Origin of the sequence: Citrobacter werkmanii (assembly GCF_008693645.1) — a bacterium.
Taxonomy (GTDB): Bacteria; Pseudomonadota; Gammaproteobacteria; order Enterobacterales; family Enterobacteriaceae; genus Citrobacter; species Citrobacter werkmanii.
This window is the reverse complement of sequence record NZ_CP044101.1, coordinates 4033762-4056554: the sequence shown is the minus strand read 5'-3', so window position 1 is coordinate 4056554 and position 22793 is coordinate 4033762. Positions and strand designations below refer to the sequence as shown.

The window sequence follows — 22793 nt, the reverse complement described above, 5'->3', positions numbered from 1 at the left end:
TGTTCAATTACTATGCTGACAACTGCCTGGCGATGGGATTTTCATCTTTTCGCAGGACCAGGGAGACAGCCACTTTTTGCGTAACTGCGCGTTGATCGGTGAGGCGAAGAAATCTTTCAGCGTGCTGTTAACAAACGTCACGAACTGCGGATCGTTTTTCCTCATCATAATGGCATAGTGCATATCATTGCCGATGCTCTGTGCCGACACGCTGAACAGTTCCGGTTGCTCGCTATCCTTAATCAACGGCCAGGCCAGAACATCATCAAGGAATAAGGCGGCGGCCTCATTATGCGCCATCTTGTCAAACGCACCGTTTATCGTGGTGGTAGTAATTGTCGAAATATTAAGATGCTGCTCTCTGTTGGCTTTATTAAACTCCAGCAAATCTTTTGAGCTTCCAGGCAGGCTCACCGTGCGGCCTTTAAGATCGACAATCGAGTGGATATTATTTTTACGTAACGCAATGATGCGCATTTTTGCGATGTAATAGTTGAGAGAAAATGAGACGCTGGATATCCGCTCCGGCGCATTGGTATTTACGCTACAGTCCATATCAATTTTGCGCGTGTTTAATGCGGTAAAGCGTTCCCCGAAGCTCACGGGAATATAATGAATAGTTAAGCTATTGAGCTTAAGATACTGGCGCAACTTATCGGCAATCATGTTACATACCGCAATGGTATAACCCGTGACCTTGCCATTGTTGTCGGTAAATGAAAATGGCGGTAACTGGCGATAGCCCACGTTTAGCACGCTGCTGTTCTGAATATGGTCGAGCGTCGCGGCGTTTTGCTGAGCCATCAGCGCAGGAGAGATGACGATACCTGCCAGTAGGATCAGCCATTGCACCGTACGTTTCACCCTTGCCATTTCACGATTAATTATATTTTTCATAATCAAAACTGATCTTCTTTTTAGCAGCCGTTAGTGCTTTCAGGTTATCTGACATGGGAATGTTTAAATTGATGGATTTCGGCGGAATCGGTGACTGAAACCATTTATTGTACAGCGCAGTAAAGTCGTTGCTGGTCATCAGAGAAGACAACGTGCCATCAACAAACTCTTTAAATTCTTTATCATGTAACGGGAGCAACAGGCCCGCTGGTAGCGGGGCGCTGAGTGCAATATCTGACAGCGCATACTCCTCAGGGTTTGGTGTTTGAGCAATCATCCCTTTGAGTAATACCGTGCTGGAGATCAGTGCTGAATACTCCCCGTTCTTCAGTTCGTTGAAGGCCGTAATATTATTGGTGTCGAGTTGAATATTAATATCCAGATCATTCGCGGCATTCACTTTTTGCAGTTGCTCAACGTAAATCGTACCGCTTTTTACCAGTACGCTATGTCCAGAAAGCTTAGCCAGGTTGTCGCTGCTTTCGGTTTTACGCATCACAAAGCGGGTGCTCGAAAAATAAAACGGCAGGGAGAACTCGCTCATGCTGTGGCGGCTTTGTGAATAAAAGGCAGGTATGCACATGATGTCTGCCATGTGGTTTTTAATCAGCACAAACTGCGATGCTGAATTGGCTTTTACCCACTCTATTTTCAGGTTTTTTAGCTGGAGTTTGGTCTTGAGCGCGCTGACGATACTGTTGCAGATATCAATGGAGTAGCCCGCAGGGGTATTTCCATTTTGCCAGGAGAAGGGAAACGCATCATCCTGATAGCCAAGGGTAATGGTTTTCTTGCTGGCGATCTGTTCCAGCGTATGCAGTTGCTTATCTGCCATGCATGGCGTGGCCACTGCCAGCAGTACAACCATCATGAGCAGGCGTTTTGCCAGGCGAAAGATGTCAGGCATTGCTCAGACCTTCTTCAATAACCTCTTCGGCAAACGCGGAAAGCACCTCATGTTCGCGAAGCGGATAGCTAAAGAAATAGCCCTGAACATTCTGGCACTCTATGTCGCGCAGGATGTCACGCTGCTGCGCGGTCTCCACCCCTTCAGCAGTGACCGACATATTGTACTTATGGGCAAACTGAATCAGCATCACAATCAAATACTGGCTGGCATTATCCTGCTGCAGCTTATCGACCAACGTGCGGGCGATCTTGATGCGGGTGAAAGGATAAATCAGCAGGTAATCCAGCGCCGCATACCCGGTTCCCAGATCGTCCATGGCGATTTCGATGCCCATAGCGCGGATCTCTTGCAGTACGGGTAAGGCGATTGATCTATCCAGTTTCTCGGATTCGGTGATTTCTATTTCAAGGCGATCTGCCGCGAGTTGGCTGATGCGTAAGGCGTCTTTGATCACATCCACCAGCCCCGGACTGTGCAACTGGTAGGCCGATATATTGACGGCAATTCTGGTGCGCTCCGGCCATTTAGCCGCCGCTTCACAGGATTGACGAATAATCCATTCGCCTAAACGTACAATCAGGCCGGAACTTTCGGCTATGCTGATAAAATAATCTGGGTAAATCAGTCCCTTGCTGGGATGATTCCAGCGGATCAGCGATTCATACCCATACACGCTTTCATCTGCCAGGTTTATGATTGGCTGGTAGTGAAGTTCGAACTCCTTGTTATCAATACCATCAATAATTTCCTGATTAATAAACAGGCGGTGGGTCTGCTTCATCACCATGCCGTCTTCAAAGAAATGGAAGCAGCCGCGGCCATGATGCTTAGAGGCATACATAGCAAGATCGGCATTGATCATCAGTGTCGAGGTATTGTTGCCCTGATATGGCGCGGTGGTGATACCGATGCTACAGCTGATGGAAAAAGTATGCGTGCTCCAGGTGAATGGGGTACTCAGCGCACGAATAATGCGTTTTGCCAGGCGATTCGCCTCTCTGATGGCGTTGTCGCTGACATGTTGCAGGATGGCGAACTCATCACCGCCCAGACGCGCCGCGATGTCGTCAGGGCCGAGCAGCAATTGCAGGCGCTGGGCCACGCTAATTAACAGTTCATCCCCGGCTTTATGGCCGAAGGTATCGTTGACCGGTTTGAAATTGTCGAGGTCAATCAATAGCAGGTTGAACGGTTTTTCATCCAGATGAATTTCACTGACGCGCTTATCTAGCGCCTGGCCAAACGAAACGCGGTTGGGTAAGCCGGTTAGCGAATCATGATGGGCCATATGCTCCATCTTTTGCGACATTTCATGCATGCGTTGCAGATAACCGCGCTCTTTCATGGCGACGCGCAATTTCTCAATCGCTCCTGCGAGATGCCCAATCTCATCGTCCTGATCAAGATAAGGGGTAATGCAGTCGGTCTCTTCATGGGCAATACGGGTGAGGGAGTTGATCAGCAGCGGAACCGGTCGGAATAAGCGGCGCATAAACAGCGTAACCAGCGCCAGCGTCACCAGCAAAATCAGGACGAAAATGATACAGCTCTTTTTCAGCATCGCATCGTAGGTAGCGTACAACTCACTTTTTTTACCGATGCTGCTTATCAGGCTCCCGAGGATCTCGCCGGAAGGCGTCAATATCGGGACGGCGCTGATGAAACACTCTTCGCCATTGATCTGGGCGAAGCCAACATAGTAATTGACCAGCACATCGCGCGGCAAACGACCAGAGAAGGAGATAATTCCTTCGCCATTTTCAGACTTGTTGTTAATCCCAACATACCCTTTTTCCGGCGTATAGAGAAACAGCCAGGTGGGGCTGTGCGTCTGCACTGATGCCAACGCCAGGACGTCTACCGGGTTATAACCCGTTTGCAGAATGGAGTCGGTATCGCCAAGTTGTCTGTCGGAGACGATGCGGGAGATCTGCCCGGCATCGCTGGTTTCAACCGAAACGGTGGTGTACACGCTGCGGATAATGTAGGTCATAATCTGCGCATTCGCCTCAGCGCGCTGCACCCACTGTTGATAAGAAAAGCTGTCTATCAGGCTCCAGTTGGTAAAGGCGCCAGCGCTAAAAGCAATAACGATACCCACCAGCAAGAATTGCGTTATTTTGCCAGTGATGGAATGTTGCCACCCTTTTATTGCTTTAAGGGAAAACAGAGACTTTGCCACGGATTATGTTAATTCCTGAATTGATTACGCGATGCTAAATTTATTTCTGTTATTTCTTAATGGGATATTATTGTTGCAAATAAGTAGATGAAAGATGTGAAACGTAATGACGTAACAAATAACTAACATTGAACCAGGATGAGTAATGACAACAATAACGGTATGCGAATATAGATAACGCTGTGCTTATCGTCAACAGGCAAAAGTGTTCATAAAAATACATTTTTCATTATGCCTCATCCAGGATATTAATGTTGACATTAAAACGACAAGGCGTGTTTTTTGTTTGTACTGGTTGGAGGTGTGGTGAAGTTGTCAGTAAGGTGTGGTTTTTATATTTAGCATCAATGAATTAGCTATGCTATTAAGTGAGTGTGCTGTAGTTTCATCCCGCCGGGATGTCCATTTTTGTCTATTAATGGGTATTTATTTCCTGATCTGATATGAATAAGATGCTCGCTTCAATATAGAGCCTAACTTTATTTTCTCAGTGCGCGGTCAATGTTGACAATTTTGCTATGGTTCAGCGACTGACCCAAAAGGATTTGTTTGTGACATTCGAGTCTGGATTAAAGTCCTATTGGTATAGTGCATAGCGGATAAATTGATTTGGACGCGATAATAAATACTCACACAGCAAAAAGCATTCAAAAATGGTGCCTGCCACTTGCTTTGCCTGGCCTGTTATATCCACTGGCACAATATCTTAACGGCTATTGTCTTCTCAATAATAATATTTTAACAGTTTACGATCTCAAACTCGCCGTATTTTCCGCCGCATTGGTTCTGTTTGGTTTTCGGGTATTGCCGGGATTTATTCTGTTTCTCGCCTTGATGTTCGTAGTGGGACCACAAAGCGAGCGGGTGGATGCGCTGTGTCTGGTTATGGCCTCAACCTTGAGCTATGCCGCTTATCGCAACGTGACGGGCAGACGCAGCTGCGCAAGTTTTGGCCGTATAAAAATCAGCCTGAGCCGCCTGATTTGGCTATGCGGCTTTAACATCCTGCTCTATCTGTTATTCAGCAGGATTTTTGCCGCGTTCGTCACCCATGGTCATCGCCCGGATGTGGACAATATTCCAGTTATGAGCCTGGAGATGCTGGTACGTATTCAGGGGATCATCAACGGTTGCCTGACGGGCATCCCCTTTTTCTACAAAATTTATCGCATCATTCGTCGACCGTCTTACCTGTTGACCTTTATCAGAGCGATTGTCTTTCAGTGTAAAGGGAATATCACCGCTTTTGGCGTCAGCATCTGGTGTATTTTGCTGATTTCACTGATGTTCTGTTTGACGTCACCGCACAGTCCGAACATCTTTTTTTCTTTCTATAGCCTGATCCTGTTATTTCCATTGATGCTGTGGGGGGCGATTAAGATTGGTCACTCGTTCACCATGCTGGTGTGGACAGTCGTACTGATTATTTTAGGCAAACATAACGACAGCTATATCGCCAGCGACATCAATTTCATGCTGCATCAGGCGCTGGTTTCCACCCTTATTTTTGTCTTTTCACTCACCATTGTGATCATGGGAGCGCTGGCAAAATTTACCCGTCAGCGGTTTAACCAGGTCCTGCTGTTGGGTCTGACTGACCCGATGACGGGCATGGCGAACCTGCGTGCTCTGAAGACAGAGTTGTTTACCACTGAGGGGGCGACGGTATGCCTGATACAGATCCCCGAGCTGGAGCTCTTTTCGCGCCGCTATGGTTTTCATTTTCGCGCCCGCTACCAGAAGATCCTTGCTGAGCATCTCAGGAGTCATTTGATCAAAAGCGAGAAGGTCTATTATCACGCGGGTTATGATCTGCTTATCCGCCTGGAAAATGGGACCTGCGAGCGGTTATGCGACCTGTACCAGGCTGCCAATAGTTTTCGCCTCTTCTACAACAATCACCGGCTGGGTTTTCGCAGTGGTTTGGGCTACTGCCTGATTAACGATCATAGCGATGATATCTACCAGCTGGTGGGTAAGCTCGGCATGGTCGCCGGCTTATCCCTGACCAACGGCAGGCCGGAAAACCTCGAAGCGCAGCATAGCCGGGTCCTTGGCAACCACATCGTTGATAAAACTGAAATCCGTACCGCATTGCAAAATGCGCTGGATAATAATGCCTTCGTTCTGATGGCCCAGCCGATAGTCAGTACCCATGGCGAAGCGCCGTATCATGAAATATTGATCCGTATGCTCAACGAACGGGGGGAATTTATTCCCCCAAACAGCTTTCTGCCGGTTGCCCATGATGCGGGGCTGGCGCCGGATATCGATCTCTGGGTTATCGAAAACACCCTAAAGTTCATGCGCACCCATCCGCAGCGCTGTTTTGCCATTAACCTGGCACCAGTCACGGTGTGTCGTTCAAATATCGTGTCCCGAATCACTCAGCTTCTGCACGATTACGCTGTGGAGCCGCAGCGGATTATTTTTGAAATAACCGAAGCGGATACATTATCAGATAAAGAACAAACCGTGGAAACCCTGAGCTTAATACGTCAGCTGGGATGCCGCGTGGCGATTGATGACTTTGGTACCGGATTTGCCAGTCATGCGCGCTTGATGAATATCGAAGCAGACATTCTGAAAATAGACGGTTCTTTTATTCGACGGATCACCGAAAGCGAGATCAGCTACTACATCGTCGAGTCCTTCTGCCGTGTCGCTGAAATGAAAAATATGCAGGTCGTCGCCGAATTTGTCGAAAACGCCAATATTCAGGCATGTCTGGAAAAAATGAATGTTGGGTGGTTACAGGGATATCACATTGGCAAACCTACGCCATTGCTCACGTTGGAATAGCAGGGCGCTAACGCCTGATGGCCAAAAAAGTAACTTCTTCTCAGGTAGAGAATAAAAATCATGAGTGACATTAGTAAAGTGAAGAATCGAACGGCGGGCGCTGCCGGTATGGGACTGCGCGCCCGGCTGCTCTCATGGCTACACAATATCCATCCCGGTGTGGCGATGAAGCTCGGTATGATTCTGGTTTTTTGTATTGCAACGCTGCTGATCGGTGCCTCTTTTATATTATCTTCTTACCTTTCCCGTGAATTGCAGGCTAATGCCCTGGAGATGATTAAAACCAACACGCGTATTTTCCACAATAGTATTTCTAATGAATTCCAGCGTGTCACCCGCGATGCAGAGCATTACAGTAATGTTTATATTAATAATTACCAAAACGTTGCCGATAAACCGCTGCGTTATATGGATGCAACTGAATTAAAAGCGATACTGAGCAATCCCAATACTAACGCGCATTTCACCGAATTAACCAGCGTATTTGCCAGCACATTTATTTTGCAAGGCGAGCAGTTTGTGCGCGTTAGCAGCACGTTATTGGCAAGCTCTGGCAATACGGCCACCGCAACGGCATTGGGGCACGATAACCCGGCATTGCCGCTACTGCTGAAAAACAAACCATTTTCGGGTGTGGTCACGCTGTTCGGAAAGCAGTTTATTAGCCACTATGAGCCGATAGCCGATAAATATGGTCAGGTCGTTGGCGCGGTTGCGGTGGGATTCGATGTTAAACAAAGTCTGCAACCGATTATTCAGCGTTTGTTGAATGTGCATATTGGTAAAGAGGGTTACGCCTACGTGCTGGATGCCGGATTCGAACCGGGTCGTATGTTGGTCCATCCATCGTTGAGCAATCAACAGGCGATTAATATCACCGATGCCAATGGCTATAAGCTGTTTGCCGATATCCTCGAACATAAAAATGGCATCACTTACTACAACTGGGTAAGTCGCTACGGTACGCCACCGAGGACCAAGGTTGCCGTCTATGAATATATCGAAGGGATCGACTGGATCATTGCCACCACCAGCTACGTTGATGATGTATCCAGAAGCAGTAACCTGGTACGCAATGGCCTGTTGTTGTTCACGGCTTTCCTGTTACCGGTCATTTTACTGCTGATTGCCGTTGCCAGTCGTTTTCTGATTTCACGCCGTTTAAACCGCGTACTCGGGATTGCGCAGACCATCGCAAAAGGAGATTTAACGGTTGACGTGGAGATCGATCATCACGATGAAATTGGCGAACTGCTGAGTGCGGTAGAGATGATGCGTCAGCGTCTGCACTCGCTGGTCGGCGATATGGTTTCTCACGCGGATTCGGTACATCAGGCATCGCTGCATATCACCGAGGCGGTAGATGGTCAGGCGTCAACCAGCGTGGAAACGTCATCTTCGGTGGCCGAAATTACTTCCACGATGGAAGAGCTGTCGGCCTCTTCTACGCAAATTGCTGAGCACTCGCGGGCGGTGGTGGATATTGCCAACCAGACGCTTGAGGATTGCAATAAAGGTTCAGAGTCGATGTCACAATTGCTGATGCGGATGACGGATATTGATACCGATAATCAGCAAAACATGCGTGAAATTATGATGCTCGGCAATAAGTCGACGGAAATCAGTCGCGTGATGGTGATCATCAATAGCGTTGCCGATCAAACGAAACTTATCGCCTTTAACGCCGCGCTGGAGGCTGCCAGCGCTGGAGAAGCCGGTAAGCGTTTCTCGGTGGTGGCGGCTGAAATTCGTCGTCTGGCCGATTCAGTAACGGAATCGACGGTTGAGATCGAGAATAAGATCAGCGAGATCCAAAACGCGATCAATCGTCTGGTGCTGAACGCGGAGAAAGGCGGCGAGAGCATTAAAGCGGGAGCCAGGGCCTGTAAAGTCAGTGCTGAACATCTGAACGACATCGTCGTTACCGCCGAGCAAACCTCTACGGCGGCGCTACAAATTTCACTATCGACCCAGCAGCAGAAAACGGCGAGCAATCAGGTGGTCATGGCGCTGCGTGAGATCGTCGTGGCCAGTAACTATACCTCGCAATCGATCAAAGACATTTTGGTTGTCAGTCAGGATATGACGCAACTGTCGAAAGCGCTGAAAGAGGCGTCGACGTCATTCACCTTGACGGAAACGGATGTATGAACAGCGGCAATATACGGGTGCTGATCCTTGACCTGGACAGCGCATCGCGTAATGAACTGGTCAGGCAACTGGAAGATCATCCGCACATTAAAGTGGTGGGGCAAGCAGCCCATCGCAGACAAGCGATGAGATTATTACAACAACTGATGCCCGATCTGCTGATTCTGACGCTGGATACCTCAAGCCCCGATAACGTTGAGGTTGTGGAAACGATCATGGCGACCAGCGCTATTCCCATCCTTGTGATGCGGTTTTGCCCAGAAAAACAATGGGATGATGATTATATTTCCCGTGGTGCTCTGGCGGTGCTGCACCATAGCAGCGATTTCCCGCTCTCGACCGATGCGCTGCATCGCAAAGTGGAATTGTTAGTCGGTGTGAAAGTGATCCGTCATATCAAGGGATTACGCCATCCAACCGAACCAGTAATGCCCGCCGCGCGCCCGACGACGGACACAGTAAAGACCCCGCAGGACTGGCCTTTTGTGCTGGCGATTGCCTGTTCGACGGGGGGGCCGCAGGCACTGAGCAAGCTATTACAGGATCTCCCCGGTACGTTTCCATGCCCGGTGCTCATTGCCCAACATATTGCCGATGGCTTCGCAAAAAATATGGTGCACTGGTTGGACAGCGTGACCGAACTGAAGGTGCGGCTGGCGCAGGAAGACGATCGGGTTGAAGCGGGATACGTCTATATTTTACCGCCGGAGCAGCATCTGATCGTCAAAAGCAATCAACGCCTGGCGGCAATCCCCAGACAGGAAAGCGATGTCTATCATCCCAGTTGCAATCTGTTGCTGGAGTCGGTGGCTGAGGTATTTCGCGAAAAGGCCGTCGGGCTGATTATGACGGGTATGGGTAGCGATGGCTGTCGCGGCATTGAGCTTATTTTCCGCCGGGGAGGGCGAACGTTGGCGCAGGATGAAGAGAGCTCGGTGGTGTTCGGTATGAATAAGAACGCGATCGACAGGCAACTGATACACCGCACGATCCCGCTGGACGGTCTCGCGAAGGTGCTGCTATCGATGGCCTTTCACGGGCATTTTGAGAGTAAATTGCCATGATCCCCAATCTTCCTGATTACGCCCGCCTGATCAAAGACCGGGTGGGTTTGCACTTTGATAACGCAATGGAAGCGTTGCTGAAATCGGCGCTGAAACGGCGTATGAGCGAACGAAACATCAGTAATTACTATGAATATTATGAACAACTGCGTATTTCGCAGGACGAGTTTGATCGCTTCATTACGCTGATAACCATTAACGAAACCTATTTTTTCCGCGAAAACGAGACGCTGGATCTGATCTGCGATAAGTGGGTCCCGCGTCTGCTGCAACAGCGCAGCGGCCCGGTACGTATTCTCAGCGCCGGATGTTCTTCCGGAGAAGAAGCCTATTCGCTGGCGATTAAACTGCATGAGAAATACCAGGGCGAAATGGCCCAGCGGATTGAAATTTACGGTTGTGATATTGACCCGGTCATCCTGGCAAAAGCCAGAAACGCCAGCTATTCAAGCTACTCGTTTCGCGGCGTCGACCCAGACATTCAGCAGCGCTACTTTACCCGCTCAGGAAATCTCTACCGACTGCATGATGCGATCCGCGAGAAAGTCTCGTTTCACCGCACCAACATTATAAAAGAGCAGCTGTTGCCGGAAGTGGACATCATTTTGCTGCGCAACGTCTCTATCTATTTCGACACGCCAACGCGTCGTGAACTGCACGGTAATTTGTCGAAAATGCTACAGCCTCAGGGGGCCTTATTTTTTGGCAACGCGGAAACGTTAGCCAACAATTTCGACATCCTGAAGCTGGAGCAGGAACAGGGAATTTTTTATTTTTGCCATCATCGTGAAACGCCAACAATCGCACCAGTACCCAGGGTCGCGGTACGCGCTCCACGGCCAAGAACGGTAGTGGAGGATGAACCTTCCATGCCCATGGTTCAGAAAAATGATGACTGGCTAAAAAAGGCGCGTGCCTGTCTCGATGATAAATGTTTTTCTGAGGCCGAAAAGTGTATCGCCTGCGTATTGCGCGACGATCCCCGTAATCCGGATGCGCTGCTGATTCAGGGCGTCATTGCCCTCGAACAGCGTCAGTTTTCTCAGACTGCCGGAAACGCGCAGAAGATCCTCGCCCAGGATGAGTGGTCGGCAGAGGCCAAAATGCTGCTCGGCCTGGCGATGATGTGGCAGCGCCAGACGCAGCAGGCTATCGCCTGGTTTAAACAGGTGGTTTATCAGGAGCCGGGTTACTGGCCGGCGCACTATTATCTGGCCGAAATGTACCGTCAAAGCGAGTTACGCCAGCCTGCGCAGCGTACGTATCGCGTGGTGATGCAATTACTGAACGACGAAATGAACAACCCTTCTGCGGTTTGTCGTCTGCGTTTGCCGATGGTGTTTCCTGGCAATACGTTTCGTTTTCTTTGTGAACATCAACTGGCGCAATTTGCCCACCGAAGTGGCAAATAAGAGCGATTATGGCTATCGATCTGAAAAAATTCGTTCTGCGCTTTATTGATGAAGGGAGAGGTCATTTGCAGACGATCAGCGAAGGGGCGTTCCTCCTTTCCGCTGATGAACATACTGAAGCCTGGATAGGTGAGATGTTTCGCGCCGCGCATACCCTGAAAGGGGGCGCGCGGATGCTGAAATTGCAAAGTATCGCTGATGTCACTCATCATCTTGAAGATGTATTAAGTGAGCTGCGTGATAACAAACTGACGCCGGACAGAGCGCTGGGTAATCTGATTCATGAGTCCGTGGAGTATCTTTCGGGCCAGTTGACCCAGCTTTTTGTCAGCGAGGGCGATAATCAGTTGCCACCGGCGGATGCCGGGCTGTGCGAACGCCTGGCCTCCGCCAGCCGGGGAGAAACCGTTACTGTGGCGCTGGAGTCGCCAGCGGCTACGGACAAACCTGGTGTTTCGGCTTCTGCCGCAGCCCCCTCCCTGGACTCCGGTATCAAGCAGGCCGATTTCGTACGAGTAAAGCTGAACAAGCTGGATGGCCTGATCGACATCCTCGGGGAAGTGCTCGCCGGACATGATCGCCTTGAACAGCAGATCCAAAACCTGAGTCAGTTGGTCCCCCGATTGCCGGGCCTGAGCGCCGAGCAGCTTCGCCAGCAGATCCATGATTTTAGCGCTCAACTAAAAGAAAGCGTTCAGATCCAGCATTTGCAGATGTTTGAACTGTACGATGTGGCGGCGCGGATCCGCATGCTTCCGCTATCGACGCTGTTTGAGCCGATCTCCCTCCAGGTCAGTGAACTGGCGTCCACGCTGAACAAACAGGTGGTGTGCCGCTTCGTCGGCGGTGAAGTGGAAATTGACCGCCAGCTCATTGACCGGCTATCGGAATCCCTGACGCATTTGCTGCGTAACGCGGTCGATCACGGTATTGGCGAGATCGACGAACGCCTGGCGCTGGGTAAATCGACCCGCGGCACCATTACCATCACCACTCAGCAGGACGGCAGCGGAATATTACTGCGCATCGAAGATGACGGTCGCGGTCTGAATTATGAGGCCATCAGCGCGAAGGCGGTCAGTAAAGGCCTGGTTCCCGCATCAATGGCCGGACAACTCTCCGAGCAGGAGTGTAATGAGCTGATTTTTCATCCCGGCTTTTCCACCAGCAAGATAGTCTCTGAGCTTTCAGGGCGCGGTGTGGGTCTCGATGTGGTGCGCAAAACGGTGGTGACCGACCTGCAAGGTGATTTGCAGGTATACAGTCGCCCGGGCGTCGGAACCAGCTTTAGCCTGCGCCTGCCTGTCTCGCTCACGATGATGCGAATTATGCAATTTGAAGAGCAGGGACACCTGTTCGGACTGGCGGCACAGTATGTGGTCGAAGTGGTGGAATGTACCCCGGAGGGGATTAGCGATATCGCCGGGCGACCGGCCATTATTTTGCATAACGAGTTTATTCCCGTGGTATGCACAGGCGCTCTGCTGGGCATTCACGATCGCCAGGGCAATCTCTCATCGGCGGGACAACGTTTAATCGTCGTGCAGAACCAGTACAGCAAAATGGCGCTGCGGGTAGATAAGCTGCTCGATGAACGCAAGATGATGATCAAACCCTTACCAAAGCATATGCAGCAGCAGTCGCTGGTCTCCGGGATGGTACAGACGCCGGATAACCAACTGGTCAGCATCCTGCAAGTGCCTGCGCTGATGGCGATGGCGCAACAGTCACGGCAAACCAGCGCCCCGGCGCCCGCGACGAGCGTGGCGCAAGATGCCTGGCACGTGCTGGTGGTTGATGATTCCCTCAATACCCGCGAGATAGAAAAAAATGTGCTGGAGGCGCATGGCTATCAGGTCACGTTGGCTGAAGATGGGCTGTCAGGGCTGCAAAAAGCGAAACTGACCCAATTCGATGCCGTACTGACGGATGTCGAAATGCCGTTTATGGATGGTTTTACCTTCACCAAATCGTTGCGCGCAGAGAAAAATTACCAGCACACGCCAATCATCATCGTGACGTCCCGCGCGAAGGAAGAAGACCGACGACGGGGCATTCAGGTAGGGGCGGACGCCTACATCGCTAAAGGCGATTTCGAGCAGGACAGTTTAATAAAAACATTAAAAATGCTTTTGTGCTGATGGCGCAAAATCGAGAGAGAAGATGCGAATTTTATTAGTTGATGATGATCTTTTTGCGGCTGAACTGGCCTCTATTTTTTTGCAGATGGATGGCTACGACGTGGTGATTGTGGAAAGCGCTATTTCTGCCCTGGCGTGCCTGGACTCGGATAAAAACATCGACCTGGTGATTAGCGATCTGCATATGCCTGAGATCAGTGGTCTGGATTTGTTGGCGCTGTTACGCGCTCAGGCCTGGTCTAAGCCCTTTATATTACTCAGTGCAAACGAAGTGACGGCCAGCGATCTCCGGTACGACCGGTGGGTAAAAAAAGATGAAAACCTGGCGGAAAATCTGGGGGCGGCAGTAAATGCGCTCCTGCTACCGTCCGCCGTTACTGAATAAGCCTGGGCGTTTGATGAAACCAGAAAATAAGCACATAGCGATGGCGGCAGCGCAGGAAAAAATAGCGCGTCTGCGTCAGGGATTTTTACGTCGCATCCCCGATATGCTGGCACAGGCAGAAAGGCTGCTCGTTCAATTAGTCGCTGAACCCAGCGAAACCTGTCGTAAACAACTGCACATTCTGCTGCACAGTATTCACGGTTCAGCGGGGTCTTTTGGTTTTAGCCCGCTGGCGAATGCCTCAGCAGAAGGTGAGCGTTTACTAACAGAACCGGAAACAGAGCAAAGCATACTTCATTATGATGAGCTGCGGAGAATTATTCGCTGGCTGTATACCCTCACCCAAGAGCAGCTCAATCTTGAGCATCGTATTAGCGACACGGAGTTCACCTTTCCTGTCTCCTCGCAGCGTCCGGAAGAGGGATATGTCCGGCGGGCCAGTAAGCCTATCTACCTGTGTGATGATGACGTCGACCAGGTTGAGTTGCTTGCTACCCAGTTGCGTTGTTTCGGCTTTACCTGTCATGTATTTGCCAATACTGAGGATTTTACGCAAGCCGTACTGGCACAACCGCCAGCCGTGGTGATTATGGATGTCAGCTTTCCGGACAACGCCTACGGTGGACCGTTGGCGATGGCGGATCTGAAGCAGAAAGTAGGCAAACCTTTCCCGGTACTATTTCTCTCCTGCCACAGCGATTTTAACGCCCGCATCAACGCCATTAAATCCGGCTGTGATGGCTACTACGTGAAACCGGCTTCTATCACTGATTTGGTACAGGAACTACACCGCCTGACGCAGCCTTCGCTGAAAAAACCGTATCAGGTGCTGTTGATCGATGACGAGCCCGCGGTGGCGGAATACAACGCTGAAAGGCTGCGCATGGCGGGCATGGAGGTACATGTGCTGGAGAAACCTCACTATTTACTACATGTGCTGAACGCGCAACCGATTGATCTGGTACTGATGGACTACCATATGCCGGAATTTAGCGGTGAGGAGTTAACGAAACTTATTCGTCAAATACCACAGCATATTGGTCTGCCGATCGCCTATCTCTCCAGCGAGACCAACAAGCATGCGCAGCTTGGGGCAATGAGCATCGGCGCGGAGGATTTTATTCTCAAACAAGCCGATCCTGAGGAGCTCATCCGTGCCGTGTCTATCCGTGCCGAAAGAATGCGCACTCTGCGCGCGCGTATGTCGCAGGACAGTCTGAGTGGGTTATATAACCACTCGACGACGACCCATTTTCTGAAAAGCGCGATTGCCGAGTCGAATTACAGTAGTAATCCGTTCTGCATGGTGATGGTGGATCTGGATCATTTCAAAAGCATTAACGACACCTACGGGCATGCGGTTGGCGACCAGGTGATTGTTGGGATTTCGCAGCTGTTTTCCCATCGCTTACGCAGCACCGATATTGTTGGGCGTTACGGGGGCGAAGAGTTTGTCATCATTATGCCCAATACCAGTAGCGAAAAGGCGGCTCGGGTGGTCGAACGATTGCGCAGGGACTATGAACAGGTCACCTTCGCCGTCAATGACGCCAGTTTTCACAGTACCTTCAGCGCGGGTATTGCGCAGTGGCAGTTTGGCGATCGTGTTGAAACGCTGCGCGAACGCGCCGATCAGGCGCTGTATGCCGCGAAGCAAAATGGCCGTAACACCTTCTGCATTGCTGAGTAAAAGGAGAAAACATGAGCCAACAGCTGGAGCAAATTCTCGCCCTAAATCACGGTGAAAAGCCGGAGTGTGAAAACGTAGATGAACCGCAGCGCACGCTGGTGCTATTTCAGCTGGCGGGTAAGAATTTTGCGTTCTACGGGGCGCAGATAAAAGAGATCCTCGCGGAGCGTCCTATATCCTGGGTTCCCTGCTGTGCGCCGATGCTGGAAGGCGTCATCAACTACCGTGGTCGCGTGGAGTCGGTGATGAGGCTGGACAGCCTGATCGACAAACCTGACGTTAACCCGGCAGGTAAACGTACCATTTTGATTGGTTGCGCCGAAAAAATGCAAAGCGGGATCCTGATAGATAAGCTGATTGATGTGCTGGAAGTCGCCGAAAGCCAGATCCACTTGCCGGGAGACTCGCTGCCTCCGGCGCTGCAGACTATCGCCGTGGGTGTGGTTAACGTGGCGGAAACCTGGTTCACGCTGCTCGATCTGAATCTGGTTTTTGCGCGTTATCAGGAGACCAGTGGTTATGCCGACTCTCATTAATCTGGCTGCGGTGCGTATTACCCTCGGGACGCTCAATTTTTATATTCCGGCAAATCAGGTTGGGCGCTGTTCGCTGGTGACAGGGGTTGCGCCGGATATCCCGCGTTTTAGCCAGTGGCTGGGCATTGCCGATGAGCCGCAACAGGGCAGGCATTTGCATTTGTTTGTCCCGGATAGCGGGGTTGAGACCGGCTGGTACCTGTGGGGGCAACTGGAGAATGTCATCTTACCTGGCGATACGATTTTTGCCGTACCGCCGCTTCTGGCGCGTAATTGCCATCTACCAGCGCTGCGTGCGCTGGTGGGCAGCGAAGCGTTTAGTCCGTTGTTAAGCTGGCGCTGAATAGTGAACGCCCATGCGTAGCGGGAGCCGTCACGCTCCCGCTACAGGTGATGACCGGGAAGTCTTCTCCGGTTACTGGGTATAAACATCTACAGCCCGGCTGACCAGTGTAGTCATAAAGTTGTCAATTTTATCAACGGTCTGCTGATCATGAAGATCGTAGGTTTTTGCCACATCATCCAGATTTTCATAGCCCACCCAAACCCGTCCAATCTTATCCTGCCAAACCGAAACACGTAGTGGCAGAGCCAGCGCGATCCCCTGTTTATCTTGCATGAGTTTTGTGCCGACTTTCGGGTTACCAAATACCAGGACTTTGGTGGGCCTGAGGTTCATGCCTACATCCTTAGCATTTTTCTCATGATCAATTTCAGTGAAGACCGGAACTCCTTCACTCTTCAGAAGGGCTTTTAGACGGAAGATCGTCTCATCGACAGAAAATTTACTCTCCTGATTTTTGATCTTCTCTGAATTTAATCCAGAGCCCAGACCGGTTTTATAGGCCTCAGCGATATCACGCGCCACCTGAGTCAGGTCCACACCTTCTTTGTTGGTCAATAGGGTCACGCAAACCAGCTCATCACCGGCGGTAAAGCGGCTCAGATAGGCGCTAAATCCGCCCGTGGTGCCTTTGATTTCAAGGAAACCAGGATGATGGGTAAATTCCCAGCCAGCCATGGCAGGCACAACTTTACCGTTTTTCAGTTTTGCCGGGCTATAGATGATGTCACGCAGCGTTTTGTCTTTAACCAGCGTACTGCCTGCCAGACCGATATCCCACTTACTGATATCTTCTGCAGATGACCACAGGCCGCCGTAGGCGTACAGGTTATTAGTGGCGATTGCGCTTACCGGCTCCAGTTTGTCACCCGATGAGACATAACCTGTCGCGGGCTCAACGGGGTTTATCCAGGGGATTTCAGATTTAAATTTTGCGTGCTGATTGTGTTGCTTATCAGGCGTGGGGCGATCGAGAAACACTTTCGTTGGCATGTCTTTCGCGAACATGGTGCTTTGCAGGCCTAACGGCTCGATTTGGTATTTGTCGATAAAGTCTGCGTAACTCATTCCACTGACCTTCTCAATAACCATCCCTAACAGAATAAAATCGGTCGCGCTGGAGTTGATATCCGTACCGCTTTTAAATTCGAGCGGTTTATTTTTGACGAGATCAACCAGCTGCGCAGGCGTATATTTTTGCGTCTGCTTATAGCCGAATAATCTGAAGTCCGGGATCCCAGATGAATGTTGCATTAACTCCAGAATCGTAATGTCATGCCAGCTTTGTGGCAGGTCCGGTAAATAATTGCTCACCGGGGTATTAAGGCTTAATTTACCTTGTTCTACCAGTTGCATCACCGCAACGGCGGTAAAAGCCTGAGTGATTGGCCCAATCCCCCACATAGTCTTGGTGGACGCGAGTTCATCATTGGTTGCCGTTGCCAGGCCGTATCCTGCAGAACGCGGAATATAGGGGGCCTGGACGATAGCCATGGATAAACCCGGCAGATTATTTTTTGCCATTACCTCGGCAATCATTTGGTCGATATATTTGCCGTTGGCTTTTAACTGTGGGTTACCACGATTAACTAAATAAGTTGTCCCGTTGGTATCAGATGCGGCTAGCGCCTGGGTGGCTGAGACTGACATGGAAAGTAACACACATGCCGAAATAACCTTTAACTTAACATTCATAGCAAAGCTCCCCGCTGGCTGAAATTTAGCTGTATTTTTATCTAATGCGATTGCGGCTATTTGATTAATAAATAGCGTTATTCAATATGGCATGCTTTCAGAGCGGGACATTTGTTCAGGGCGCTGGGAATATTGTCATTACGTATTCTAATAACGATAGTGGACATATCACTGCCCACGCCGTTAGCGGTCGTATTGTTGGCGTCGCCGTTCGAAACGGCGATCGCGCAGACCGGAATAAATAAAAGTAATCACAAACAGCAGAGAAAATAGTACGACGATGGTGGGGGCTGGTGCGCTGTCGATGAAAAATGACAGATACACGCCCATAAACGAGGTAACGACTGAGATAACCACTGCCAGCCACAAGGCATGGAAAAATTTCCGTGTCATTAATATCGCGATGGCGCCCGGGGCAATTAGTAAGGAAATCGACAAAATAATGCCTACCGATTTCAGCGTGGCGACGATCGTCAGGGCAATCATACACAACAGACCATAATGCAGCAGCGTCGTGTTAAGACCGCTGGCCTTTGCCTGATGCGGATCGAATGCGTGCAGTAGTAGATCTTTCCACTTTAGCCCGATGATAAGCGCAATCCCCAGCGTGATAACGGAGGTTTGCACAATATCGCTAAACGACACGCCCAGCATATCGCCGAACAGAATATGATCGAGATGGACCTCCGACTGGATCGAAACGTACAGCACCAGGCCCGCGCCAAACATACCGGAAAAGACGATCCCCATCAGGGTGTCACGCTTAATTCGGCTATTGTCGTCGAGATAGCCCGTCGCCACCGCGCAAAACAGTCCGGCGATAAACGCGCCAATCGCCAGTGGAATACCTGCAATCCACGCCAGCACAATGCCGGGGAAAACCGCGTGGCTCATGGCATCGCCCATCAGCGCCCAGCCTTTAAGCACCAAAAACACTGACAACAGCGCACAGGGGATGGCGACAATGGTGGAGATGACCAGCGCATTGACCATAAAGCTAAACTGAAAGGGTTCCAGCAGCGTCGTTAAGCTCATACGGACTCCTTGTTTACCTGACGGGCACGACGGCGATTCGCCAGCAGACCGTGTTTTGGCGCAAAGACAAACGCCAGCAGGAACAGCAGCGTTTGTAGAACCACAATAATTCCGCCGGTTGCGCCGTCCAGCCAGTAGCTCAGCCAGGCGCCAAAAAAGCTGGTCAGGCTGCCGATAGCTACGGCGATAGTGAGTAGACGTGGAAAACGATCCGTCAGCAGCCAGGCGGTGGCGCCGGGTGTGACCACCAGACAAATCACCAGAAATGCGCCGACGGTTTGCAGAGCGGCAACCGTGGAAACGGAGAGCAGCGTAAAAAATAACAGCTTTAGCCAGCCAGGATTCAGACCGATGGAGCGCGCGTGGTTTTCATCAAAAAAAACCACCATCAGATCTTTCCACTTCAACAACAGCATAGTCAGCGAGATGACGCCGATGATGGCCAGTTGCACAATATCTTCCGGTGCAATCGCCAGCACGTTTCCCAGAATAATGGTCTGGATGTTGACCGACATCGGATTGAGCGACACCATAAACAGCCCGATACCGAAAAAAGAGGAAAAAATCAGTCCGATAATCGCATCTTCCTTCAGGCGCGAGCGCTGATTGAGAAACAGCATGCTGCCCGCTGCCAGTCCACCGGAAAGAAAAGCGCCAAGCGCGAAGGGAAGCCCTAACATATAAGCGCCAGCAACGCCCGGAACGATAGAGTGCGACAGCGCGTCGCCAATCAGCGACCAGCCTTTGAGCATCAGATAGCAGGAGAGAAACGCACACAGGCCGCCGACCATCGCCGAGACCCACATCGCGTTGAGCATGTACTGGTAACCAAACGGTTCTGTCAGCCAGTTCATGATTATTCCCCCTCGTTGGCCGCGCGTCGCGAAATAAACGGGCGTTCATCATCGGTAATCACATGTTGCTCACCGCCGCTCAGCGCCACATGGCGCAGAACGCCGCTGAATGCCTGCTCGAGATTCTCAGTCGTAAAGGTGGTTTCGGTCGGGCCACTTGCCAACACCGTACCTTTAATCATTACCGTGTAATCACAAAACTCGGTAACGGACCCCAGATTATGGGTAGAGACCAGCATGGTCCGCCCCTCATCGCGCAGTTCGCGTAGCAGGTCGATGATGCGCGCCTCGGTTTTCACATCCACGCCGGTGAAGGGTTCATCCAGCAAAATCACCTGTCCATCCTGGGCAATAGCCCTCGCCAGAAAAACGCGTTTTTTCTGCCCGCCGGACAGTTCACCTATCTGGCGATGGCGATAGTCCAGCATATCGACCCGTGCCAGCGCCGCATCAACACAGGCGCGGTCGATCTGTTTTGGCCGACGCAGCCAGCCCATGTGGCCAAAGCGACCCATCATTACCACATCTTCCACCAGTACCGGAAACGACCAGTCCACCTCTTCCGACTGAGGAACATAGGCAATCAGATTCTGTTTCAGCGCCTGATTAACCGGCTGTTGCAGAATAGATATTTCCCCCTGCGCCAGGCGAACAAAACCCATCAGCGCTTTAAAAAGCGTTGATTTTCCCGAACCGTTTACGCCGACCAGGGCGGCAATCGAACCGCCCGGAACCTGAAAAGTGGCGTCCCGCAATGCGGTGTGACCGTTGCGATACGTCACCGTAACCTGATTTACGGTAATCGCAGAGTGACTCATGGTTGTCTCTCCAGACCTTCGTTGATGCCGTTAACAATGGTTTGTGTTGTGACGCGCAGTAAATCCAGATAGGTCGGTACCGGGCCATCAGCAGCGCTGAGCGAATCGACATACAGCACACCGCCGTAATGCGCACCGGATTCACGGGCGACCTGACGCGCAGGCTTGTCGGAGACAGTGCTTTCGCTAAATACCGTTGGGATATGATGCGCTCTGATCGCATCGATCACTTTGCGTACCTGTTTGGGGGTGCCCTGCTGATCGGCGTTGATCGGCCACAGATACAACTCTTTCAGGCCGTTATCGCGTGCCAGATAAGAAAACGCGCCTTCACTGGTGACCAGCCAGCGTTTATCGGCAGGGAGCTTCGCCAGTTCTGCATGTAGTGGCGCCAGGGTCTGCTGGATTTTGGCTTTATAGCTCTGCGCATTTTTCTGGTAGATCGCGGCATTCTGCGGATCGTATTTCATCAGCGCATCGCGAATATTATCCACGTAGATAAGCGCGTTCTCTGCCGACATCCAGGCGTGCGGATTCGGTTTGCCGTTGTACGGCCCTTCGCTGATACCCATTGGCTGCACACCGTTGGAGACCATTACCTCCGGCACGCCGGATAAATGCTGGTAGAAACGGGCAAACCACAGCTCGAGATTGAGTCCGTTCGAAAGGATAAGCTGTGCGCCTTGCGCCCGCTTGATATCGCCCGGCGTGGGTTGATATTCATGAATTTCTGCCCCAGGTTTGGTGATGGAACTGACGTCCGCGGCGTCACCTGCCACGTTACTTGCCATATCCGCAATCACCGTAAAAGTGGTTATCACTTTGAACTTTTCTTGCGCCCAGGCAGGCGACAACGTCAGCGCCGTTAACGCGCCAGCAAGGAGAAATGACTTCAGATGGGGCAACTGCGGCATAGTATCCCTCACAACAAAGTGGTTAATTTATCAACGAATATAGCCTTTGCTATGTTATATAGCACAAGGTATAAACAAATGAAAATAATTCTTATTTGCGTAGGGTGCTAAGGAATTGACGGGGATAACGCGTTGCGCGCCGACACGATTGTCGCCGCGCAGCGGATGAATAACCTGATGATTATGACTTCTGGAACTCAGTGACGGTTTCCCATGCTACCTGTTGTAACGCTTTGGCGGCAGCTGGGGTCATATCCGTATCAACAGGAAGCGCGCCGCCGACCGGAGACTGGTTATACAGGGTAGCGAAAAATACGCAGGCTGCGAGATACGTTCCAGAAATCGAAGGGTGTACGCCATCATGATAATACAGGTTTATTTCCGGATGGGTTTTGCGCGCTTTCTCGAAAGCCAGACCTACCGGAGCGACATATCCCCCCGTTTTTTGCGCAATGGAGATATAAGCATCCGCCAGTTTTTGGCTATCTTCGGGTTGAGCTTTCTTCGCCCAGGTCATGAAATAGACGACTTTTGCACCTGCTTTATGCGCCATTTCGGCCATTTGGGTTGCGGAGTCAACGAAGTTTTGCCGGGTGCTTTCTTTCTTTGAGATCGTTTCTGTGGAGTTCCCCTGCAATACCACCACATCCCATTTCTGTAGCGTGTTCTGGTAGCGCATATTCTCAATTTGCCAGCCTAAATGACCGCTGGAAATCGTGATCCCCCGATATTTATAGCCTTTGGCATGGTCCGGCAGTAAAGACTGCGTCAAATCCCGCAATCGGGTATTGATATTATTGTTATAGAAAGTGAACGAGTTACCATAAAGCGCGACAATTTTATTCTCACCATCCATTTTGGCATGGGCGGAAGGCGCTAATAATGTATCCGCGTGAGAGCAAATGCTGCTCAGTGCAAGGGTCATTGCAGCGGTAAACAAGGTTATTTTTTTCATCGGTTATCT

Annotated in this window: 18 protein-coding genes; 9 read left to right on the top strand and 9 right to left on the bottom strand. The window is 50.8% G+C overall.

Annotated features, from left to right (window positions below):
- Window positions 1–3: 3 nt before the first annotated feature.
- Genes FOB24_RS20060 through FOB24_RS20050 form a run of 3 tightly spaced genes read right to left on the bottom strand, consistent with a single transcriptional unit; the run spans window position 4 to window position 3989 of the window.
- Window positions 4–897, bottom strand: coding sequence for a transporter substrate-binding domain-containing protein (locus tag FOB24_RS20060; RefSeq protein WP_087856247.1), 894 nt, complete (start codon window positions 895–897; stop codon window positions 4–6).
- Entirely contained in the window at window positions 881–1804 is a 924-nt protein-coding gene (locus FOB24_RS20055; RefSeq protein ID WP_085048845.1) for an amino acid ABC transporter substrate-binding protein, read from the bottom strand. The genes FOB24_RS20060 and FOB24_RS20055 overlap by 17 nt, the downstream gene beginning before the upstream one ends.
- Entirely contained in the window at window positions 1797–3989 is a 2193-nt protein-coding gene (locus FOB24_RS20050; RefSeq protein ID WP_150345374.1) for a putative bifunctional diguanylate cyclase/phosphodiesterase, read from the bottom strand. Before FOB24_RS20050 ends, FOB24_RS20055 begins: the two co-directional genes overlap by 8 nt.
- 672 nt (window positions 3990–4661) lie before the next feature.
- Between FOB24_RS20050 and FOB24_RS20045 the strand changes: the two genes are divergently transcribed.
- Genes FOB24_RS20045 through FOB24_RS20005 form a run of 9 tightly spaced genes read left to right on the top strand, consistent with a single transcriptional unit; the run spans window position 4662 to window position 16513 of the window.
- Window positions 4662–6791, top strand: a complete 2130-nt coding sequence (locus tag FOB24_RS20045; protein ID WP_223851218.1) for a sensor domain-containing phosphodiesterase — start codon at window positions 4662–4664, stop codon at window positions 6789–6791.
- A gap of 60 nt (window positions 6792–6851) precedes the next feature.
- Window positions 6852–8942: a methyl-accepting chemotaxis protein gene (locus FOB24_RS20040; protein WP_137351646.1), complete on the top strand. Its 2091-nt coding sequence runs from the start codon at window positions 6852–6854 to the stop codon at window positions 8940–8942.
- Window positions 8939–10006 (top strand): chemotaxis protein CheB, encoded by a 1068-nt coding sequence (locus FOB24_RS20035; protein WP_137347509.1) that lies wholly within the window; start codon window positions 8939–8941, stop codon window positions 10004–10006. Before FOB24_RS20040 ends, FOB24_RS20035 begins: the two co-directional genes overlap by 4 nt.
- Complete coding sequence (locus tag FOB24_RS20030) at window positions 10003–11418, top strand: CheR family methyltransferase (protein ID WP_150345373.1); 1416 nt, start codon at window positions 10003–10005, stop codon at window positions 11416–11418. Before FOB24_RS20035 ends, FOB24_RS20030 begins: the two co-directional genes overlap by 4 nt.
- A gap of 8 nt (window positions 11419–11426) precedes the next feature.
- Window positions 11427–13559 carry a hybrid sensor histidine kinase/response regulator gene (locus tag FOB24_RS20025; RefSeq protein WP_137347510.1) on the top strand — a complete coding sequence of 711 codons (2133 nt, stop codon included), beginning with the start codon at window positions 11427–11429 and terminating at the stop codon, window positions 13557–13559.
- 22 nt (window positions 13560–13581) lie between these two features.
- Entirely contained in the window at window positions 13582–13944 is a 363-nt protein-coding gene (locus FOB24_RS20020; RefSeq protein ID WP_137347511.1) for a response regulator, read from the top strand.
- Between the two features lie 13 nt (window positions 13945–13957).
- A complete protein-coding gene (locus FOB24_RS20015; RefSeq protein ID WP_137347512.1) occupies window positions 13958–15634 on the top strand; it encodes a diguanylate cyclase in 1677 nt (558 codons plus the stop codon).
- A gap of 11 nt (window positions 15635–15645) precedes the next feature.
- Complete coding sequence (locus tag FOB24_RS20010; protein WP_085048853.1) at window positions 15646–16170, top strand: chemotaxis protein CheW; 525 nt, start codon at window positions 15646–15648, stop codon at window positions 16168–16170.
- Entirely contained in the window at window positions 16154–16513 is a 360-nt protein-coding gene (locus FOB24_RS20005; protein WP_085048854.1) for a hypothetical protein, read from the top strand. The genes FOB24_RS20010 and FOB24_RS20005 overlap by 17 nt, the downstream gene beginning before the upstream one ends.
- 72 nt (window positions 16514–16585) lie before the next feature.
- Here FOB24_RS20005 and FOB24_RS20000 read toward each other — a convergent pair whose 3' ends face one another.
- From FOB24_RS20000 to FOB24_RS19975, 6 genes are all read right to left on the bottom strand, one after another.
- Window positions 16586–18208: a serine hydrolase gene (locus FOB24_RS20000; RefSeq protein WP_150345372.1), complete on the bottom strand. Its 1623-nt coding sequence runs from the start codon at window positions 18206–18208 to the stop codon at window positions 16586–16588.
- A gap of 183 nt (window positions 18209–18391) precedes the next feature.
- Window positions 18392–19243 carry an iron/manganese ABC transporter permease subunit SitD gene (sitD, locus tag FOB24_RS19995; RefSeq protein WP_087856236.1) on the bottom strand — a complete coding sequence of 284 codons (852 nt, stop codon included), beginning with the start codon at window positions 19241–19243 and terminating at the stop codon, window positions 18392–18394.
- A complete protein-coding gene (gene sitC / locus FOB24_RS19990; RefSeq protein ID WP_150345371.1) occupies window positions 19240–20097 on the bottom strand; it encodes an iron/manganese ABC transporter permease subunit SitC in 858 nt (285 codons plus the stop codon). Before sitC ends, sitD begins: the two co-directional genes overlap by 4 nt.
- A 2-nt stretch (window positions 20098–20099) precedes the next feature.
- Complete coding sequence (gene sitB / locus FOB24_RS19985) at window positions 20100–20915, bottom strand: iron/manganese ABC transporter ATP-binding protein SitB (RefSeq protein ID WP_069324560.1); 816 nt, start codon at window positions 20913–20915, stop codon at window positions 20100–20102.
- Window positions 20912–21829, bottom strand: a complete 918-nt coding sequence (locus tag FOB24_RS19980; protein ID WP_121529474.1) for a metal ABC transporter substrate-binding protein — start codon at window positions 21827–21829, stop codon at window positions 20912–20914. The genes sitB and FOB24_RS19980 overlap by 4 nt, the downstream gene beginning before the upstream one ends.
- A gap of 181 nt (window positions 21830–22010) precedes the next feature.
- Window positions 22011–22784 carry a DUF4886 domain-containing protein gene (locus FOB24_RS19975; protein WP_085048859.1) on the bottom strand — a complete coding sequence of 258 codons (774 nt, stop codon included), beginning with the start codon at window positions 22782–22784 and terminating at the stop codon, window positions 22011–22013.
- Window positions 22785–22793 lie beyond the last annotated feature (9 nt).

What these genes read in the sequence shown, in the direction of transcription:
- sitB (WP_069324560.1), bottom strand. Translation starts at nt 20,915, where the DNA reads ATGAGTCACTCTGCGATTACCGTAAATCAGGTTACGGTGACGTATCGC.
- FOB24_RS20025 (WP_137347510.1), top strand. Translation starts at nt 11,427, where the DNA reads ATGGCTATCGATCTGAAAAAATTCGTTCTGCGCTTTATTGATGAAGGG.
- FOB24_RS20020 (WP_137347511.1), top strand. Translation starts at nt 13,582, where the DNA reads ATGCGAATTTTATTAGTTGATGATGATCTTTTTGCGGCTGAACTGGCC.
- FOB24_RS20060 (WP_087856247.1), bottom strand. Translation starts at nt 897, where the DNA reads ATGAAAAATATAATTAATCGTGAAATGGCAAGGGTGAAACGTACGGTG.
- sitD (WP_087856236.1), bottom strand. Translation starts at nt 19,243, where the DNA reads ATGAGCTTAACGACGCTGCTGGAACCCTTTCAGTTTAGCTTTATGGTC.
- FOB24_RS20000 (WP_150345372.1), bottom strand. Translation starts at nt 18,208, where the DNA reads ATGAATGTTAAGTTAAAGGTTATTTCGGCATGTGTGTTACTTTCCATG.
- FOB24_RS19975 (WP_085048859.1), bottom strand. Translation starts at nt 22,784, where the DNA reads ATGAAAAAAATAACCTTGTTTACCGCTGCAATGACCCTTGCACTGAGC.
- FOB24_RS20035 (WP_137347509.1), top strand. Translation starts at nt 8,939, where the DNA reads ATGAACAGCGGCAATATACGGGTGCTGATCCTTGACCTGGACAGCGCA.
- FOB24_RS20010 (WP_085048853.1), top strand. Translation starts at nt 15,646, where the DNA reads ATGAGCCAACAGCTGGAGCAAATTCTCGCCCTAAATCACGGTGAAAAG.
- FOB24_RS20030 (WP_150345373.1), top strand. Translation starts at nt 10,003, where the DNA reads ATGATCCCCAATCTTCCTGATTACGCCCGCCTGATCAAAGACCGGGTG.
- FOB24_RS20055 (WP_085048845.1), bottom strand. Translation starts at nt 1,804, where the DNA reads ATGCCTGACATCTTTCGCCTGGCAAAACGCCTGCTCATGATGGTTGTA.
- FOB24_RS20040 (WP_137351646.1), top strand. Translation starts at nt 6,852, where the DNA reads ATGAGTGACATTAGTAAAGTGAAGAATCGAACGGCGGGCGCTGCCGGT.
- FOB24_RS19980 (WP_121529474.1), bottom strand. Translation starts at nt 21,829, where the DNA reads ATGCCGCAGTTGCCCCATCTGAAGTCATTTCTCCTTGCTGGCGCGTTA.
- FOB24_RS20015 (WP_137347512.1), top strand. Translation starts at nt 13,958, where the DNA reads ATGAAACCAGAAAATAAGCACATAGCGATGGCGGCAGCGCAGGAAAAA.
- sitC (WP_150345371.1), bottom strand. Translation starts at nt 20,097, where the DNA reads ATGAACTGGCTGACAGAACCGTTTGGTTACCAGTACATGCTCAACGCG.
- FOB24_RS20005 (WP_085048854.1), top strand. Translation starts at nt 16,154, where the DNA reads ATGCCGACTCTCATTAATCTGGCTGCGGTGCGTATTACCCTCGGGACG.